This is a genomic window from Williamsia sp. R60 (assembly GCF_054063855.1).
In genome coordinates this window covers 233647-250341 of sequence record NZ_JBSSGR010000001.1, presented here as the reverse complement: position 1 = coordinate 250341, position 16695 = coordinate 233647, and the positions used below count along the sequence as shown (strand labels likewise).

Annotated in this window: 15 protein-coding genes; 5 read left to right on the top strand and 10 right to left on the bottom strand. The window is 66.3% G+C overall.

From position 1 onward, the window contains the following. Positions 1-28 precede the first annotated feature (28 nt). Positions 29-1417 (top strand): FAD-dependent oxidoreductase, encoded by a 1389-nt coding sequence (locus ACVWY6_RS01010; RefSeq protein ID WP_116917174.1) that lies wholly within the window; start codon positions 29-31, stop codon positions 1415-1417. Positions 1418-1576: 159 nt separating this feature from the next. Here the strand turns inward: ACVWY6_RS01010 and ACVWY6_RS01005 are convergent, their stop codons facing one another. Both ACVWY6_RS01005 and ACVWY6_RS01000 read right to left on the bottom strand, forming a co-directional pair. Next, entirely contained in the window at positions 1577-2320 is a 744-nt protein-coding gene (locus ACVWY6_RS01005; RefSeq protein ID WP_457535680.1) for a MerR family transcriptional regulator, read from the bottom strand. 178 nt (positions 2321-2498) lie between these two features. Continuing rightward, positions 2499-2921: a hypothetical protein gene (locus ACVWY6_RS01000; RefSeq protein ID WP_030172470.1), complete on the bottom strand. Its 423-nt coding sequence runs from the start codon at positions 2919-2921 to the stop codon at positions 2499-2501. Positions 2922-3162: 241 nt separating this feature from the next. Here ACVWY6_RS01000 and ACVWY6_RS00995 point away from each other — a divergent pair, with 241 nt between their 5' ends. The 3 genes from ACVWY6_RS00995 to ACVWY6_RS00985 are packed head-to-tail and all read left to right on the top strand — an operon-like array spanning position 3163 to position 6129. After that, a complete protein-coding gene (locus tag ACVWY6_RS00995; protein WP_457535678.1) occupies positions 3163-4200 on the top strand; it encodes a FecCD family ABC transporter permease in 1038 nt (345 codons plus the stop codon). 19 nt (positions 4201-4219) lie between these two features. After that, on the top strand, positions 4220-5320 hold the full coding sequence (locus tag ACVWY6_RS00990) for a FecCD family ABC transporter permease (RefSeq protein WP_457535676.1): 1101 nt from the start codon (positions 4220-4222) through the stop codon (positions 5318-5320). Beyond that, positions 5317-6129: an ABC transporter ATP-binding protein gene (locus ACVWY6_RS00985; protein WP_023961672.1), complete on the top strand. Its 813-nt coding sequence runs from the start codon at positions 5317-5319 to the stop codon at positions 6127-6129. The genes ACVWY6_RS00990 and ACVWY6_RS00985 overlap by 4 nt, the downstream gene beginning before the upstream one ends. Positions 6130-6145: 16 nt before the next feature. Here the strand turns inward: ACVWY6_RS00985 and ACVWY6_RS00980 are convergent, their stop codons facing one another. The 3 genes from ACVWY6_RS00980 to ACVWY6_RS00970 form a co-directional block, all read right to left on the bottom strand. Continuing rightward, entirely contained in the window at positions 6146-6625 is a 480-nt protein-coding gene (locus tag ACVWY6_RS00980) for a DUF456 domain-containing protein (RefSeq protein WP_030172457.1), read from the bottom strand. Between the two features lie 12 nt (positions 6626-6637). After that, entirely contained in the window at positions 6638-8017 is a 1380-nt protein-coding gene (gene purT, locus ACVWY6_RS00975) for a formate-dependent phosphoribosylglycinamide formyltransferase (RefSeq protein WP_400726691.1), read from the bottom strand. 163 nt (positions 8018-8180) lie between these two features. Further along, positions 8181-8501, bottom strand: coding sequence for a UBP-type zinc finger domain-containing protein (locus tag ACVWY6_RS00970; protein WP_120802928.1), 321 nt, complete (start codon positions 8499-8501; stop codon positions 8181-8183). 164 nt (positions 8502-8665) lie between these two features. On the opposite strand from ACVWY6_RS00970, the gene ACVWY6_RS00965 reads away from it, so the two are divergent. Continuing rightward, entirely contained in the window at positions 8666-10261 is a 1596-nt protein-coding gene (locus ACVWY6_RS00965; RefSeq protein WP_030172447.1) for a Na+/H+ antiporter, read from the top strand. A gap of 63 nt (positions 10262-10324) precedes the next feature. Here the strand turns inward: ACVWY6_RS00965 and ACVWY6_RS00960 are convergent, their stop codons facing one another. The 5 genes from ACVWY6_RS00960 to ACVWY6_RS00940 form a co-directional block, all read right to left on the bottom strand. Beyond that, on the bottom strand, positions 10325-11878 hold the full coding sequence (locus tag ACVWY6_RS00960) for an adenylate/guanylate cyclase domain-containing protein (protein WP_400720619.1): 1554 nt from the start codon (positions 11876-11878) through the stop codon (positions 10325-10327). A 37-nt stretch (positions 11879-11915) separates the two neighbouring features. Next, entirely contained in the window at positions 11916-12605 is a 690-nt protein-coding gene (locus ACVWY6_RS00955) for a response regulator (protein WP_457535674.1), read from the bottom strand. Beyond that, positions 12602-14341, bottom strand: coding sequence for an ATP-binding protein (locus ACVWY6_RS00950; RefSeq protein ID WP_457536834.1), 1740 nt, complete (start codon positions 14339-14341; stop codon positions 12602-12604). The genes ACVWY6_RS00955 and ACVWY6_RS00950 overlap by 4 nt, the downstream gene beginning before the upstream one ends. 74 nt (positions 14342-14415) lie before the next feature. Then, entirely contained in the window at positions 14416-15873 is a 1458-nt protein-coding gene (locus tag ACVWY6_RS00945) for a CitMHS family transporter (RefSeq protein ID WP_457535672.1), read from the bottom strand. Between the two features lie 174 nt (positions 15874-16047). Continuing rightward, complete coding sequence (locus tag ACVWY6_RS00940) at positions 16048-16680, bottom strand: TetR/AcrR family transcriptional regulator (protein WP_457535671.1); 633 nt, start codon at positions 16678-16680, stop codon at positions 16048-16050. Positions 16681-16695 lie beyond the last annotated feature (15 nt).

Genomic DNA, 16695 nt, shown 5'->3' with positions numbered 1-16695 from the left:
CAACTGAACGAGAAAGACACTCCGACTCATGAGCGATCAGAACCGTCCGCTTCGCGTGGCCATCGTCGGTGCCGGTCCGGCCGGCATCTATGCCGCTGATGCCCTGATGAAGTCGGAGAAGGCCAAAGACCGTGGTGTCTCGATCGATCTGTTCGAGCGGATGCCGGCACCGTTCGGCCTGATCCGCTACGGCGTGGCACCGGATCATCCGCGCATCAAGGGCATCATCACCGCGCTGCACAAGGTGCTGGACAAGCCGCAGATCCGGTTGATCGGCAACGTCAACTACGGCAGCGACATCGCCCTCGAAGACCTGCAGCAGATGTACGACGCGGTCATCTTCTCCACCGGCGCCACCGACGACCGGGCGATGAACCTGCCCGGCATCGACCTCGACGGCTCCTACGGCGCCGCGCAGTTCGTGGCCTGGTACGACGGACATCCCGACTTCCCACGCACCTGGCCACTCGAGGCCGAGAAGGTCGCGGTCATCGGTGTCGGCAACGTCGCCTTGGACGTGGCGCGCGTGCTGGCCAAGACCGGCGACGAACTGCTGCCCACCGAGATCCCCGCCAACGTCTACGAGGGCCTCAAGAACAACAAGGCCACCGAGGTCCACGTGTTCGGACGGCGCGGACCGGCTCAGGCCAAGTTCACCCCGCTCGAGCTCAAAGAGCTCGACCACTCGCCCACCATCGACGTCATCGTCAATCCCGAGGACATCGACTACGACGAGGGCTCCACCGTCGCCCGCCGGTCGTCGAAGATCACCGATCAGGTCGCAACCATCATCGAGCAGTACGCGATCCGCGACCCCAAGGGGCGCCCGCACAAGCTGTTCCTGCACTTCTTCGAGTCGCCCGTGGAAATCCTGGGCGACGACGGCAAGGTCGTCGGTCTGCGCACCGAACGGACCGAGCTCGACGGCACCGGCAACGTCAAGGGCACCGGCAATTTCACCGACTGGGAGCTGGGTGCGGTCTACCGGGCCGTGGGCTACCTCTCGGACAACCTGCCGCAGATCCCGTTCGACGACCAGGCCGGCGTCATCCCCAACGAAGCGGGCCGCATCTTCAACGACGGCTCCCACATGACCGGCATGTACACCACCGGCTGGATCAAGCGCGGACCCGTCGGCCTCATCGGCCACACCAAGGGCGACGCCAACGAGACCGTCGACTGCCTGCTCGACGACATGCACGAGGGCAAGCTCCTCGAACCCGCCGAGCCCGGCGAGGACGCGATCATCAAGTACCTCGAGGACAAGAGCGTCGCCTTCACCACCTGGGACGGCTGGTACCGGCTCGATGAGCACGAACGCGCACTCGGAGCCGCCGAGGGCCGCGAACGCGTGAAGGTCGTCGAGCGCGAAGACATGCTCGCAGCCTCTGAGCCCGACAAGGTCAACAGGGCCTGACGCTGGGGTTGGGGTTGCGGAAGCTCGGTCTGTAGACCGAGCTTCTGCTGGTTAAGTGACCGACCGAACTGGCCGCTCAGCATCCTCGTCGTAGCGCGGTCTGCAGACCGCGCATCTGCCAGTTCACCGAGCGACCGAAACCGCCGCCCAGCCAACCCCTCAATCGACAGCAAACTCCAACGCATCCCGCACGAACTCCGCGTATCGGCGATGGTCGACGCCAGTGGGTGCGTAGTTCTTGCCGAACCGTTCGTCGTCGACGTACATCTGGCCGAGGCCACGCACGTAGTCGGCCGACACTGTCGCACCGCTCAGTGCGAGCCACTCCAGATGACGGGCCGCTAGATGGCGGGCTCGCTCCCCTGACGGGTCCTCCCCCGCATCGGTGAGCTCGATCCACTGTGCAGCGATGGCCCGATGTTCTGCGGCGAAGTCTGCACGCTGCTCATCGGTGAGTGAGCGATACCAGCGATCGGATGTCGCGTAGACGTCAGCGCCCCAGCGACTTTCGACCTCCTCGCGATGGACGGTGTGGTCGAATCCGGCGAATGCGTCGGTGGGCATGATGTCGAGTCCCTTCTCCAGGTGGGTGATGGTGTGTTCGACCGACGACATCTGGGCGTCGATGGTGTCGCGTCGAGACCGCAGTGTCGTGAGGAGTTCCCCGAGCGCTGTTCGTGGATCTTGTTGTCCGGCAAGCACGTCAGCGATTCGCGGCAGCGACAGACCCAACTCGCGCAAGATCAGGATGCGCTGCAGACGGACCACTGCTGCCGAGTCGTAGTACCGGATGCCGCCGGCGCCCGTCCGTGACGGCAACAGCAGCCCGATCTGCTCGTAGTGCCGCAACGTGCGCGGCGTGACGCCCGAACTACGGGCGATCTCCCCGATCGGATGATCCATCTCGGCCTCCTCAGGCGGTCGAGAACCACTGTGCCCGTTGACGCTGCGTCAACCGCAAGGCCTTGTGCAACACGCGCACCTGGAGACGCAAAGATCCCTCCCCCAGACAGATCGTGTCCGGGAGAGGGATCAAGTGGTGGTGCTGTTCACCCGCCGTGGTGGGTGCTGGGTGCGAGCGTCAGTTCGGGATGCTCTGAACGCTGAACCAGTAGCCGATGTTGTTCTGCAGCGGGTCGATCTCGCTGGAGATCGTGTAGCCGGAGATGGACGTCGGGAAGCAGCCGAACCACTTGGTCTCGATGGTCAGGGACTGGCCCTTCTTCAGGACCGGGGCGAACTTCTGCGCGCCGTTGAACTCCTGGAGCGTGACGTTGGGCCAGTCGCGGCCGTATGCGGTGACCTTCATCCAGCGCTTGGTGTGCCAGGCGTTGACCCAGGGATCACCGGGCTTGCCCCACTCGCAGCTGACGCCGCCGGTGAGGTCGAGGTCGAACGGGCCCACGGGGGCGGCCTGTGCGGGCGCGGCGGCAACAACGCTGCCTGCGGCAATACCCACAGTCGCGGCTACGGCTGCGGCGGCGCGAATCAACTTCTGTTTCATTCTTCACTCCTCCAGGTCTGGCCACGGATGTGACTCATGGGGTTATCGCCTGATGACAGCCTGAGTGTTAGCCAAGAAACAGATAAGAAACACGGTGTCTGCGATTCGTTACCGTTCCGTGATCCAAAGCCATGGACCGCAGGAAGATTTCGCAGTACCGGAGAAGGTTAGGGTAACCTGCCTACCGTCGACGTCGTCATCCCGACACCGACCACCCGCACAACTACCGCATACACATGCATTGAACTACACAAGACAGGTCCCGCAGATCTTGGTCAACAAATCGCGACGCATACCCGGGGTGGTACTGCTACTGGTCCTCCTGGCCATCGTCTGCGCGGCCTCGATCGCGATCGGGTCCCGCGTCATCCCCCTGCCCGAGGTTTGGGACGCGCTGTGGGCGGACAACGTTCCAGGAGCGCCCGACGCCGTCGGAATCGTGCATGACCTACGCATTCCGCGCACCGTCTTGGGCCTGGTGGTCGGTCTTGCGGTCGGCGCCGCGGGTGCGCTCACACAGGGCCACACGCGCAACCCACTGGCCGACCCGGGCATCCTCGGCGTCAACGCGGGCGCTGCTTTTGCAGTGGTCACGGGCGTCTACGTCCTGGGTATCACCACACCCATCCAGTACATGGGCTTCGGGCTGCTCGGCGCGATGGCGGCCTCCTCGCTGGTGTTCTTCCTCGCGTCGGTAGGCAAGGGCGCCAGCCCGCTGACGCTGATCCTCGCCGGCACCGGACTCTCGGCGATGCTGGTGGCACTGACATCCGCGATCGTCCTGATCGACACCGCATCGCTGGAAGCCTGGCGTTTCTGGCAGGTGGGATCAGTGGCCGGACGCGGATTCGACGTCATCCTCGCCACGCTCCCGTTCATCATCCCGGGGCTCATCTTGGCGATCGCCAGCGGCTTCTTCCTCAACATCCTGTCCCTGGGCGACGAGATGACCAAGGCCCTGGGTTCGCGGATCGTGCAGGTGCGGATCGTCGGCATCCTCGCGATCACCCTGCTCGTCGGGTCGGCGACCGCAGCCTGCGGGCCGATCGTGTTCCTCGGCCTGGTGGCGCCGCACGTGGCCCGGTTCTTCACCGGCCCCGACTATCGCTGGGTGGTGCCCTACTCGGCGCTCATCGGTGCCGTCGCCCTCGTCGGTTGCGACGTACTCGGCCGGATGATCGCCCGCCCCGGCGAGATCCAGGCCGGCATCGTCCTGGCTGCCGTCGGCGCCCCGTTCTTCATCGCCCTGGTACGCGCAAAGAAGTTGGTGGCGGTATGACCGTGAAGTCGGTGGCGGCATGACCGCAGTGGCCGATCCCCCCGAGCACAAGCCGGCACCGCTGCCGGCCCGGCACCTTCGCCGCACCACGGTGCGGGTGGCCGGAGGATCGTTCGTCGTGCGGCCGTGGGCAACAGCCGTGGGGCTTGTGCTGGCCGCGTTCGCCGTCGTCCTGTTCGCGGTCAGTATCGGAACCAGCGACTTCCCGATGACCCCGATTGATGTCGGGCGGATCCTGCTCGGTGGTGGCACCCGTGCGGAGAACGTCGTCGTCTTCGACACCCAGTTGCCGATCGGCCTGGTGAGTCTGCTGGTCGGGATGGGTCTGGGGATGTCCGGTGCACTCACCCAGGTGATCGCCCGCAACCCCTTGGCGACGCCCGACATGCTCGGCATCACCTCCGGCGCGAGTGCGGCCGCGGTGGCCGTGATCGCCTTCGGATCCACGTGGGCCTCGTGGCTGGCCGACCTCGGGCTCGCGCTCGCCGCCATGCTCGGCGGACTTCTCACCGCCACCGCGATGTACATCCTCACCTGGCGCAAGGGCATCGACCCCATCCGTCTGGTGCTCGTCGGCGTCGCGCTGACGTGGGGTCTGCAGGCCGTGATCGCCTATCTGCTAACCCGCGCCAATGTGGATCAGGTGCAGCGGGCGCAGCTGTGGATTGTCGGATCGGTGTCCGGTGCGGGCTGGAAAGCGGTGTGGCCCCCGTTCATCGTGCTGATCCCGGCCATCCTGATCGTGCTCGCCCAGTCCCGAAATCTCGCGATCCTCAGTCTGGGCGAGGACGTGTGCCGCGGGCTGGGCATCCGCGCCAACCCGGTGTCGGCGCTCATCCTCATCGTCGCGGTCATCGTGGCGGCGGTCTGTGTCTCCTCCGCCGGCCCGATCGCGTTTGTCGCCTTGCTCGCACCTCAGATCGCGATGCGGCTCACCCGGGCGGAAGTCCCGGGACCGATCACCGCCGGGCTGACCGGTGCGTGTCTCGTGCTGGGTGGAGACCTGCTGTGCCGCACGGTGTTGCCGGCTGGACTCCCCGTCGGGGTCGTCACCGCAGGCATCGGCGGCCCCGCCCTCATCTACCTCATGGTCCAGATCAACCGAAAGGCCTCGGTATGAGTGCCCTGTACTCGGAACAGTCCGCGGGACGCATCGCGGCCACCGGCCTCCAGGTCGGCTACGGCGACCGACCCATCATCGACGATCTCGACATCTCGATCCCCGACGGCAAGGTCACCACCATCGTCGGCCCCAACGGGTGCGGTAAATCCACGCTGCTGCGCTCGCTGGTACGTCTACTCAAGCCGACCGCGGGGCAGGTGCTGCTCGACGGCCGCGACATCGCGACGCTGCGCACCAAAGAGGTGGCCAAGATCCTCGGACTGCTGCCCCAGAACCCCGTTGCCCCAGAGGGTTTGACGGTTGTCGACCTGGTCTCGCGAGGTCGTCACCCCCACCAGTCCTGGTACAAGCAGTGGTCTCCGGAAGACGAGGTCGCCGTCGCGCAGGCGCTGGAACTGACCGACTGCACCGACCTTGCCGAGAGGACCATCGACGCGCTGTCCGGTGGTCAGCGACAACGGGTCTGGATCGCGTTGACGCTGGCACAGCAGACCGATGTGGTGATGCTGGACGAGCCGACCACCTACCTCGACCTGTCACATTCAATCGACGTGCTCGACCTCGTCGACGACCTGTGCCGCATGCACGGCAAGACCGTGGTGATGGTGCTCCACGACCTCAATCTGGCTGTGCGCTACAGCGATTGGCTGGTGGTGATGAGGGAGGGAGAGATCATTCGAGAGGGAACGCCCTCCGACGTCATCACCACCGATCTGTTGCAGGAGGCCTTCGGGTTGTCCTCGCAGGTGCTCACCGACCCGGTGTCGGGTGGGCCGATGATCGTGCCCATCGGTCGCAAACGCTGACATACCCACCCGCGGACTAGAAAGCGAACGCCGCTCCGAGCCACAGGGACGCGGCGAGCAGGGCGCCGGTCAGCTCGATCACGATGGCCAGTCCCGCGGCCTTCGTCGCAGCGACGGCCCCACGCCAACCCGCTTCGATGCTGCCCAGCCGCGCCCACTCGGCAAGGAACGCGCCGAGCACGAACCCGATCGGCAGGCCCACCACCGGGATCACGAAGAACCCGACGATCCCGAGCAGACCGCCCAGGACCACCGTCCGGCCGGGCACCCCCGAGTCCTTCATCGACTTGTTCGCGAAGACGTATTTGACGATGGCCGAGACGCCCAGCAACACGGCAGCTGCCGCGAACACCAGCCAACCCGCGCCACCGACGACAAACGCCCACACCCCGATGGCAACGAAGATGAGGCTCAGTCCGGGCAGCACCGGCACGACAACACCGCACAACCCCAGAAAGATCACCAGGGCGACGATGACCTCGCCGACAAAAGGCACGTGTTCTCCCCGCTACCGGTTCTCGTCGCCTGAGCCGGCGGGTTTGTTCAGCCGAGGACCGGCCGGCGGTCCGGCCTGTGCCGGGGAAGGGGTCTTCGGCGGAGAGGGCTGTGCTCCCGGTGGACGTCGGGTGACCCGTGTCATCCCCGGATCGGGAGGGGTCGACTCGCGCGGCGGTTCCTCGCGGATCGCTGGCACCGCGCGAGTGTCGGCCTGCGGTGACGTGCTGATCGGCCGCACCAGGCGGGCCGCTTCACCGGCGCGTGCGCGGGCTGTCTGGATGTCGTCGGCGGTCGCGATCACCACACCCATCCGGCGACGCGCAAAGCTCTCGGGCTTGCCGAACAACCGGATGTCCGTCTCCGGGACAGCCAGGGCAGCAGCGACGTTCTCGAAGGCGATCGCAGGTTCGTCCAGGCCGCCGTAGATCACCGCTGATGCTCCTGGAGAGGCCAGCGTGACGTCCACGGGCAATCCCAGGATCGCGCGCGCATGCATGTCGAACTCAGAGAGCCGCTGGGTTCCGAGGGTGACCAGACCGGTGTCGTGCGGTCGGGGGCTGACCTCGGAGAAGTACACGTCGTCGTCTTTGACGAACATCTCGACACCGAAGATTCCGCGGCCACCGAGCCGGCCGTCGCCGAGCGCCGCGGCGATGCGTGCGGCCACCGACGTGGCGCCGCCCAGCGCGGTCTCGCTCATCGGCTGAGGCTGCCACGACTCGACGTAGTCGCCCTGTTGCTGGCGGTGTCCGATCGGTGCGCAGAAGTACGTGCCGAGACGGCCGGTGTTCGGATCGACGGCGCGCACGGTCAGCAGGGTGATCTCGTAGTCGAAGTCGATGAAACCTTCGACGATGACCCGTCCACCCTGGACGCGACCGCCGGCGACGGCGTGGTCCCAGGCCCGGTCGACCTCGTCCGGCCCGCGCACCACGCTCTGGCCCTTGCCCGACGATGACATCACGGGTTTGACCACACACGGGAACCCGACCCGGTTGGTCGCGGCGCGGACCTCGTCGGCCGAATCGGCGAACGCGTACGGCGACGTCGGAAGACCCAGCCTTTCGTCGGCCAGCCGACGGATGCCCTCGCGGTTCATCGTCAGGGCCGTGGCACGCGCGGTGGGGATCACCTCGGTCAGACCGTCTTCGTGGACCTCGACGAGAACCTCGGTGGCGATGGCCTCGATCTCGGGGACCACGAAGTCGGGTTGCTCGGCCTCGATCACGGCACGCAGTGCGCGCGGGTCGGTCATGTTCACCACGTGTGAGCGGTGGGCGACCTGATGGCCCGGAGCGTTCGGATAACGATCGACCGCAACCACTTCGACGCCGAGCCGCTGGAAGGCGATGATCACTTCTTTGCCGAGTTCCCCGGCGCCGAGCAACATCACCTTGGTGGCGCCCGGGGTCAGTGGAGTGCCGATACGGTCGGGCACGGCAGAGATGACAACGCCGCTTCCCGAGGTATTGGTAGTCACAGAGATAAGGCTAGCGCCTTCGGTCGGCCGTTCTACACCTGACGATCACCGGGCGCGGACTGCCGGGGCCGGGTCAGCCCATCTGGGCATGCCGATAGCACCAGCGCCACGTCTCGCCGGGCTCGGCCGAACGCATCACCGGGTGCCCGGTGGACTTGAAATGTGCGGTGGCGTGCTTGCGGGGACTCGAATCACAGCAGGCGACATGTCCGCAGGTCAGGCATTTACGAAGGTGCGCCCAGTGATCGACGCCCTCGGCAACGCAGTCCTGGCATGCATCTTGCGAGTCGACGGGTGGGTCCGCCGACGGATCCTCACTGGTCTGGACGAGTTCGGGGCACAATTCGTCCGCCACGTCGGCAAGCAATGTGGACGGTTTGATGTTGCGGTGCATGACCGACCGGATGGGGTTGCGCATCAGGTCCTTCCTCATGTGGTTCGCGAGCGGGCTCAGGCCGCAGGCCTCGGCGGCGGGAGACGTCTGCGGCGAGAACAATTCCATTCTCCCGTATCTTTGGCTGGTTCGGTCGGGTGTGCGCTGAGGGAGGAATTCGGGCGGTGGACGAAGGACTGTTGATCGTCGCCGTGGTCGCGGTGATCCTGGCCGCCATCTGTCGCCGATTCGGTCTCTCTGCCCCGTTGGTGCTGGTGGTGGTGGGGCTGGGGCTCGGCTGGATCCCAGGTCTTCCCGAGTTCACCCTGGAACCGGAGCTGGTCCTGTTCGCGGTGTTGCCGCCGCTGCTCTACTCGGCGGCCCTGGACAGTTCCTATGTGGCGCTGCGCAAGAACGTACGCGCGGTCGGACTGCTGGCCGTCGGGCTGCCGCTCGCGACCACCGCGGGGGTCGGAGTGGTCGCGTACTACGCCGTCCCCGACCTCCCCTGGGCCGCCGCCTTTGTCCTGGGTGCGGTGATCGCGCCGCCCGATGCTGTGTCTGCGCAGGCCGTCGGCCGTCGCCTGGGTCTGCCCCGGCGTGTGATGACGCTGCTGGGCGGCGAGAGTCTGCTCAACGACGCCACCGCCCTGACGGCCTACCGCTTGGCGCTGGCCGCGGCGGTCGGCGCGACCACCACCGTGTGGGACGGAATCCTGGCCTTCCTGATCGCTGCCGTCGGCGGCCTGATCGTGGGACTTGCTGCCGGGCTGGCGGTCGCCTTCATGCGCCACTTCCTCACCGACCCCCCGATGGAGACGGCCCTGGGAATCATCGCGCCGTTTGCGATCTACTTCGTCGCCGAGGAGATCCATGCATCGGGTGTGATCGCGGTTGTCGCGGCGGGCCTCTATCTGGGTCAGCGCTCGGTGCGCGAGGGATACGCCACCCGCTTGCAGGACAACGCCGTCTGGCGTTCGATCGACGCCATCCTCGAGTCGTTTGTGTTCCTGCTCATCGGACTCCAGCTCCCGCAGGTCATCGAAGGTCTGGGAGACCGGTCGACTGCCGCGATCTGCTGGGCCGCGGCGGCGGTGTTCGCCGCGACCATCGCGATCCGCATCGTCTGGGTGTTCGGGGCGACATACGGTGCCCGGCTGTTCCCACGAATACGTGAGCGTGAACCGTATCCACAGCCCGGCGCGGTGTTCGTGGTGTCGTGGGCCGGTATGCGCGGGGTGGTCAGTCTTGCTGCGGCCTTTGCCATTCCACTCACCGTCGACGATGGTTCACAGTTCCCGGCCCGCGACGCGATCTTGTTCCTCACCTTCGTGGTGGTGGTCGGGACCTTGTTGTTGCAGGGGACCACGCTGCCGTTGCTCATCAGGTGGCTCGGTGTGCAGGGTGATGAGAGGCAGGCCGATCTGGTGGGCCTGGCCCGCGCCCAGGACCGCGCCGGCCGGACCGCGTTCGCGCGGCTCGAGCAGATCAAGGCCGAGATACCCGAGGGTGACGCCCGCCTGGAGCAGGTGAAGATCTTGGAGCACTGGATCCGGGCCCGGAAGAACCTTGCGTGGGAAGGACTGGGCCGGGACTCCGACGAGATCGGCGAGAGTCCGACGGAAGCGTACAACCGGATCCGCAACGAGCTCATCCAGATTCAGCGCGAGGTGTTCATCGACGAACGCGACCGCGGGCGGATCGACGACGAGGTGCTCCGGAGCGCGTTGCGGCAGCTCGACCTCGCCGAAGGTCTCGGCGATAGCCGAAAGCAATTGTGACAGTCGGCAGCCGAAAGCAGTTGTGACAGTGGATAGCCGAAAGCAGTTGTGACGAGCGGTCTGTCAGTCGGAGGAACTCTGGGTCGCGTACACCTCGGTGGCCTCGGAGCGGCCACGTAATACCGTCGAGTCCTGGTGGTGCCATTGTGACGCTTCGGATTTCGATGCCGCCTCGACCGCGCGGCCCGATGAGAGAGGACGGCCCGGGTCCTTTTTCGCGAGTTCACTGAGCCGGGCGGCCTCGTTCACGGCGTCGCCGATGACGGTGTACTCGAAACGCTGGATGGCGCCCACGTTGCCCGCGACCACCGGACCGTAGGCGACACCGATACCCGCCTGCAGTTGAGGCACCTTGATGGCCAGTTCCTCGCTGATCTCACGCGCGGCGACGAGGGCCGATGCGGCGGAATCGGACAGGCCGATCGGAGCCCCGAACACGGCGAGCACCGCGTCGCCCTGGAACTTGTTGACCAGTCCGTCGTGCTTCTCGACGGTCGACACCACCACGGCGAAGAACTGGTTCAGGATGTTCACCACATCGGCGGGCGGGCGGGTGGCGGCCAAGGTGGTGGAGCCGATGACGTCGATGAACAGTACGGCGACGGTCTGTTCGCTGCCGCCGAGTTCGGGGTCCTGCGCCAAGGCGGCCTCGGCGACCTCCTTGCCGACGTGACGGCCGAACAGGTCGCGCAGGCGCTCGCGTTCGCCGAGACCGGCGACCATCGAGTTGAAACCCGCCTGCAGGTCGCCGAGTTCGGTGCCGTCGAAGACCACCACCCGTACGTCGTTGTCTCCACTGCGAACCCGGCTCATCCCCTGCCGGACGGTGCGGATGGGCGCGACGATGCTGTCCATGCTGAGGAAGTTGAGGATCGACCCGGTGAACAGTGCGGTGGCGCTCAGGACCGTGACGGCGATGAAGATGTCGACCTTGGTGGTGTCGTCGCGGAACAGTCCGAAGATGACCACGAGCATCACCCCGACGATGGGGATGCCTGATCCCACCGACCAGGTCAGCATTCCGCGCGTGCGCAGGCTGCCGCGGCGGGCGGCGCGCACGTGCCCGGCTTCGAGGGCCTGGGCGGCGACGGGCCGCAGGGAGAACTCGGTCAGCAGATACGCGATGGAGCACACCACGGCTGCCGAGAGCCCCACCACGAATGCGATCTTGGGGATGAGGGCAGCGTCGTAGACCCCGTACGCGGTGGTGAACAGGATGCCTGCCACCACCCACAGCGCGGCCTGCAGCCTGGTGAGCAGTGCTGGTGCCTTCAGTGCTGCGCGCGCCTGGGCCGCCGTCGGCGGTTCGTCGCGCAACGCCCACCGGAGTCGTCGCAGTACCCGGGTGGTGCCCACCCACAGTCCGATCAGGAAGGCCAGCGAGACATAGACCGGCACGACGATGAAGTTGACCCACCACAGACCGGACTGCAGCACGCTCGGCTCGGGGATGCCGATGGTCACCAGGAGGATCACCATGCCGGCACCGATGGCGTTGGCGGTGAGGACACCGACGGAGATCAGGAGCTGGATCCGGATCCGCTTCTTGTGGATGGAGTCCTGCGTGGACCCCAGGAGGATGGATCCGTAGTCGGACTCGCGCCGCCAGAGCCTCATCGGCGCTCCGGTGTGGTGCGAGTGGGTTTCACGCCGGTCAATCTACTGCGGATCGGCGCTCACCAGGCAGGCGGTACTCCTGTTTGGGCCTGCCGGTGGCGCCGTAGCGTAGGCGCATCGCCAGCTTTCCCGACGCCACCATGTGGGCGAGATGCCGCCGGGCGGTGGGCGGCGAGATGCCGACCGCCGCGGACACCTCGTCGGCGAACATCACCTGGCCCGATTGCGCGAACGCTTCCAGAATCAGTTGCTCTGTGTGCGAGCCACTTTCGGAGCTCTCCCGCGTGACGCGGCCGAACCGCAATGCGCTGACCGCGGCGTCGACAGTGCTCTGGTCGATCGCCGGTGCAGCCAGGATGCGCCGATACTGCGCGTAAGCGGACAGTCGACGCGCGAGTTCGGTGTTCTCGAACGGTTTGATCAGGTACGTCAGCGCCCCACCGCGGAACGCGCGCCGGATGGCAGCGCTGTCGTTCTCGGCGCTGACGACAAACGTGTCGCAGCCGATCTGGGCCGCGAGTTCGAGTCCGGAACCGTCCGGCAGGTGGACGTCGATGAGGGCGAGGTCGACGTCGGGTTGTTCGGCGAGGACCGAGAGGGCCTGCTCGCGACCGCCTGCTGTGCCTGCCACCGAGAACCCACCGACGGCCTCGACGATGGACGCGTGCAGACCGGCGACCCGGAAGTCGTCGTCCACGATGAGCACCTTGAACTCCCGGGCTGTCATCGCACCGGCTCCTCGTCCAGCGGTTCGGCCGGCTCGTGCGGGCTCAGCATCCTGGGCAGCCGCGCGACGAAGACGGCGCCACCGAGGACGTTCTCGGGTTGCTTGGCGTCGCCGCCCGCGTCCACGAGTGTCAGGTCCCCGCCGCGGGTTCGCGCCAGCTGTCGCGACAGTGCCAGACCCATCCCCCGCCCGCCGGGCACGGAGTCGTCCTTATGGGTGGTTACGCCCTCGGTGAAGACCTGCTGCGGATCGGCGAGCCTCACACCGGGCCCGGAGTCCGACACGACCACCAGCAAGGTGTCGTCTGCGACGATCAGTTCCACCTCGACCTGGGCGGGTGCCCCGCCAGAGGCGGCCTCTGATGTCCCGCCGGAGGCGGCCTTCAATGCATTGTCGGAGGCGGCCTCGGGTGCCCCGCCGGAGGCGGCCTCTAATGCATTGTCGATCAGGTTGCCCACGATGGTCGTTGCGGCCACCGGGTCCTGCAATGTTCCGGAGACCAACGTCTGTGGACCCAGCGTGAGCAGTACGCCCCGCTCGCGGGCGGAGGCGGCCTTGGCGTCGAGGAATGCCCGCAGGTGCGGCTCGTTGATGTTCTCGCTGCCGGGCAGGTCGATGCCGTACGGACCTGTGCCCATCACCTCGTCCAAATAGTCGAGTGCAGCGCCGGCATCGCCTTGCCGCAGCAAACCGGCGGTGACGTGCATCCGGTTGGCCGATTCGTGTCGCTGAGCGCGCAGGGCATCGGTCATCGACTTGATCGAGTCAAGTTGTCGGGTAAGGGCTTCCACGTCGGTGCGGTCCACCACCGACAACACGATGCCGAGATCTGTACCGTCGCGCCGCACCCGGTGGGAACTGACCAGCACCACACGGTCACCCACCGCGGCCGACCGCGGCGTCTGCACGGGCGTGGTCGCGACCTCCAGCACGCGTGCGGTCAGACCGGCCTCGGTGACCGGGGTGCCGATGTCGGCGGTCACGCCCAGCAGGGTGCGCGCCTTGTCGTTGATCACCCGGACCACACCGGACGGGTCGATGGCAACCACACCTTCACCGATCGAGTGCAGCACCGCCCCTTGCTCACGCACCAGCTCCGCGAGTTGGTCCGGTTCCAGGCCGAGGGTGAGGCGACGCCACCGCCGCGCGAGCAGCGCCGAGCCGACGACACCGGTGAGGAGGGCGGCAAGTGCGATGAGGACAAGGGCGATCACATCACCGCGCAGGTCGTCGCTGATCTTCTCCGTGGAGATCCCGACGCTCACGAGCCCGACCACCTCGGTGGAGTCCGGGGCGAGGACCGGTACCTTGGCGCGCACCGATTCGCCCAGCGTTCCACGGTCGGTGGCCAGGTCCTCTCGACCGCCGAGTGCACGGCCCGGATCGGTACTGAGGGGGCGGGTCAGTTCGGTTGTGTCGGGGTGCGCAAGCCTCAGTCCACGATTGTTGGCGATGACCACGAAGAGGGCGCCGGTGCGGTCGGCGACGGCGACTGCCTGCGCTTGGAGCGGTCCGCCGGCAAGAGCTTTCTGATCGAGCGAGTCGCCGCTGCCCGCGGCCACCTCGGCGCGCACCTGATCGTCGGTCGCCACCGATCTGGCGATGGCGAGTGCGCGCTGACCATATTCCTCCCGGAGTTTGTCGTCGCTACCGGAGATCACGATGCCGAAGCCGACACCGAGACTGACCAGGATCACCACCACCTGCAGGAGCAGGACCTGGTTTCGCAACCGCATGAACACAGCGTAGGCACCCGCCATCCGACGGGTGCCCACGTTGCCTGCCAACAGTTTGGCCATCGTGTTGTCGATCAGATGGGGATGGCTCCCACAAGGGTGCCGACCACGAGCATCGCGACCGAGACCGCCGCGGCCCGCCACAGCACCTTCTTGTGATGATCGGCCAGCGAGACCCCGGCGAGCGACACCAGCAACAAGATCGCCGGAACCAGCGGGCTCTGCATGTGCACGGTCTGGCCTGTGATGGAGGCCCGTGCCATCTCGGCGGGGGTGATCCCGTAGGTGGCGGCGGTTTCCGAGAGCACCGGCAGCACACCGAAGTAGAAGGCGTCGTTGCTCATGAGGAACGTGAACGGCATCGACAGGAGGCCGGTGATGACGGCCAGGTGCGGTCCCATCGAATCAGGGAGCACGGAAGTCAGCCACTGTGCGATCGCCTCCACCATGCCGGTGCCTGCGAAGACCCCGGTGAGAACTGCCGCCGCGAGGACCATGGCCACCACGGAGACGATGCTCGACGAGTGCCTGGTGATCGCCTGCTGCTGGTCCTTGATGTGCGGGAAGTTGATCACCAGCGCGATGCCTGCGGCCACCATGAACAACACCGGGATGGCGACGACGTCCATTCCGAGCACGGCGAGCAGGGCGACGGTGAGCGCCGCGTTGATCCAGAAGAGCCTGGGACGCAAGGTGTCGCGATCAGGGTCTAGCGCGCCGGCGACGATGCCGGCGTCTGCGGTGCCGCCTGAATCGGTGTTCCGGAGTTCATTGGAGCCTGCACCGAATGCGTCTGCGCCCGAACCACCCGTACCCGAACCACCGGTGCCTCGACGCGGTCCGCGACCACGGCCGTTGCCGCTGCCGACCAGGACGTCGGCGGATTCACGGGCCAGTACTGATTCCTTGATGGTGATCGAACCGATCCTGCGACGTTCCATCAGGCCGAGGTGGTAGGAGAACAGGAGCACGATGACAAGACCGACAACCAGCGACGGGATCATCGGGATGAACACCTCGGACGGTGAGATGCCCAGTGCCGCAGCGGCACGCGCGGTCGGCCCACCCCACGGGAGGATGTTCAGGGTGCCGTTGGCCAGACCCGCGGTGACCGTCAGGACCACCGGACTGACACCCAGCTTGAGGTAGAGGGGCAGCAGTGCCGACGTGACGATGATGAATGTGGTGGAGCCGTCACCGTCGAGGGACACCACCATCGCCAGCAAAGCCGTTCCCACCACCAGCCGCGCCGGATCGGCCTTCACCGCCCGGACGACTCCGCGCACGATCGGGTCGAACAGGCCGACATCGATCATGATGCCGAAGTAGATGATGGCAAAGAAGAGCATCGCGGCTGTCGGGGCCAGGTCCTCGATGCCGTCGGTGATCATGTCGCTGATTCCCAGGCCCGCGCCGGCGAACAGACCGAAGGCGATCGGGACCAGGATGAGGCCGACCACCGGAGTGGTCCTCTTGGTCATGATGAGGAACATGAAGGTGGCCACCATCAGGAGGCCCAAGGCTACTAACATGACAACGCTGCTCTCGGTTGGCGACTGTGGACTGGCGGGAGTGATCTCCGCTACATCCGAAGTCTTGAGGTAGCGCACGTCACAGTCACGCTTGAGCGCGTAAGTCGCGTTTTGCGCTTTTTGCTCACTGTTCGAAACTCAGCACGAAACGGATTGAGCTGCAGGTTTTGTCCGTCACCCCGGCAGCAGATAGTGAGCTGTGAGCGTTTTCCACAGCGGAAGATGCGGATCGTTGCGGGGGTCGCGTCTGTCGATGAGGTACGGCATGGCCGCCCCGCGCATGCCGGAGAGCAGGATCGGATACAGCTCGTCGTAGCGGGGCGCGGACGTCAGAACCGGCCCGAGAAATGATGCGACAGCAGCGCGGACAGTCGGGCCCAGTTCACGTTCTGCGGGCAGCAGCGCACTGCGCAGGTTGGTGTTGGTTCGCGCGGCGGTCCAGAGCTCGATGGACGCGACGAAGTACGGCTGATGAAATGTCGACCATCCGGTGTCGATGCCGAGGGAGATCCGCTCGATCGGATCCTCGGGCCAGTCGACCTGGCGGGCCAGGTCCTCGATGCGCACCTTCGCGAGGTGATGCACGGCCGCCATCAGCAGGTCATCGCGAGATGGGAAGTGATGCAACAGCTTTCCGCGCGATACCCCTGCGGCCTCTTGGATGGCGAGGGTGCTCGCCTGGGCGTAACCCCTGTCGATCAGCACTTCGAGCGCCGCGTCGAGTATGTGATTGCGACTACGTGTGCCCTTGGACTCCCGTGGTCCGAGATCGACTGCGACAGGATCAGATTCGGGCCCGGTGGTCATCCGGTGATGCTACCG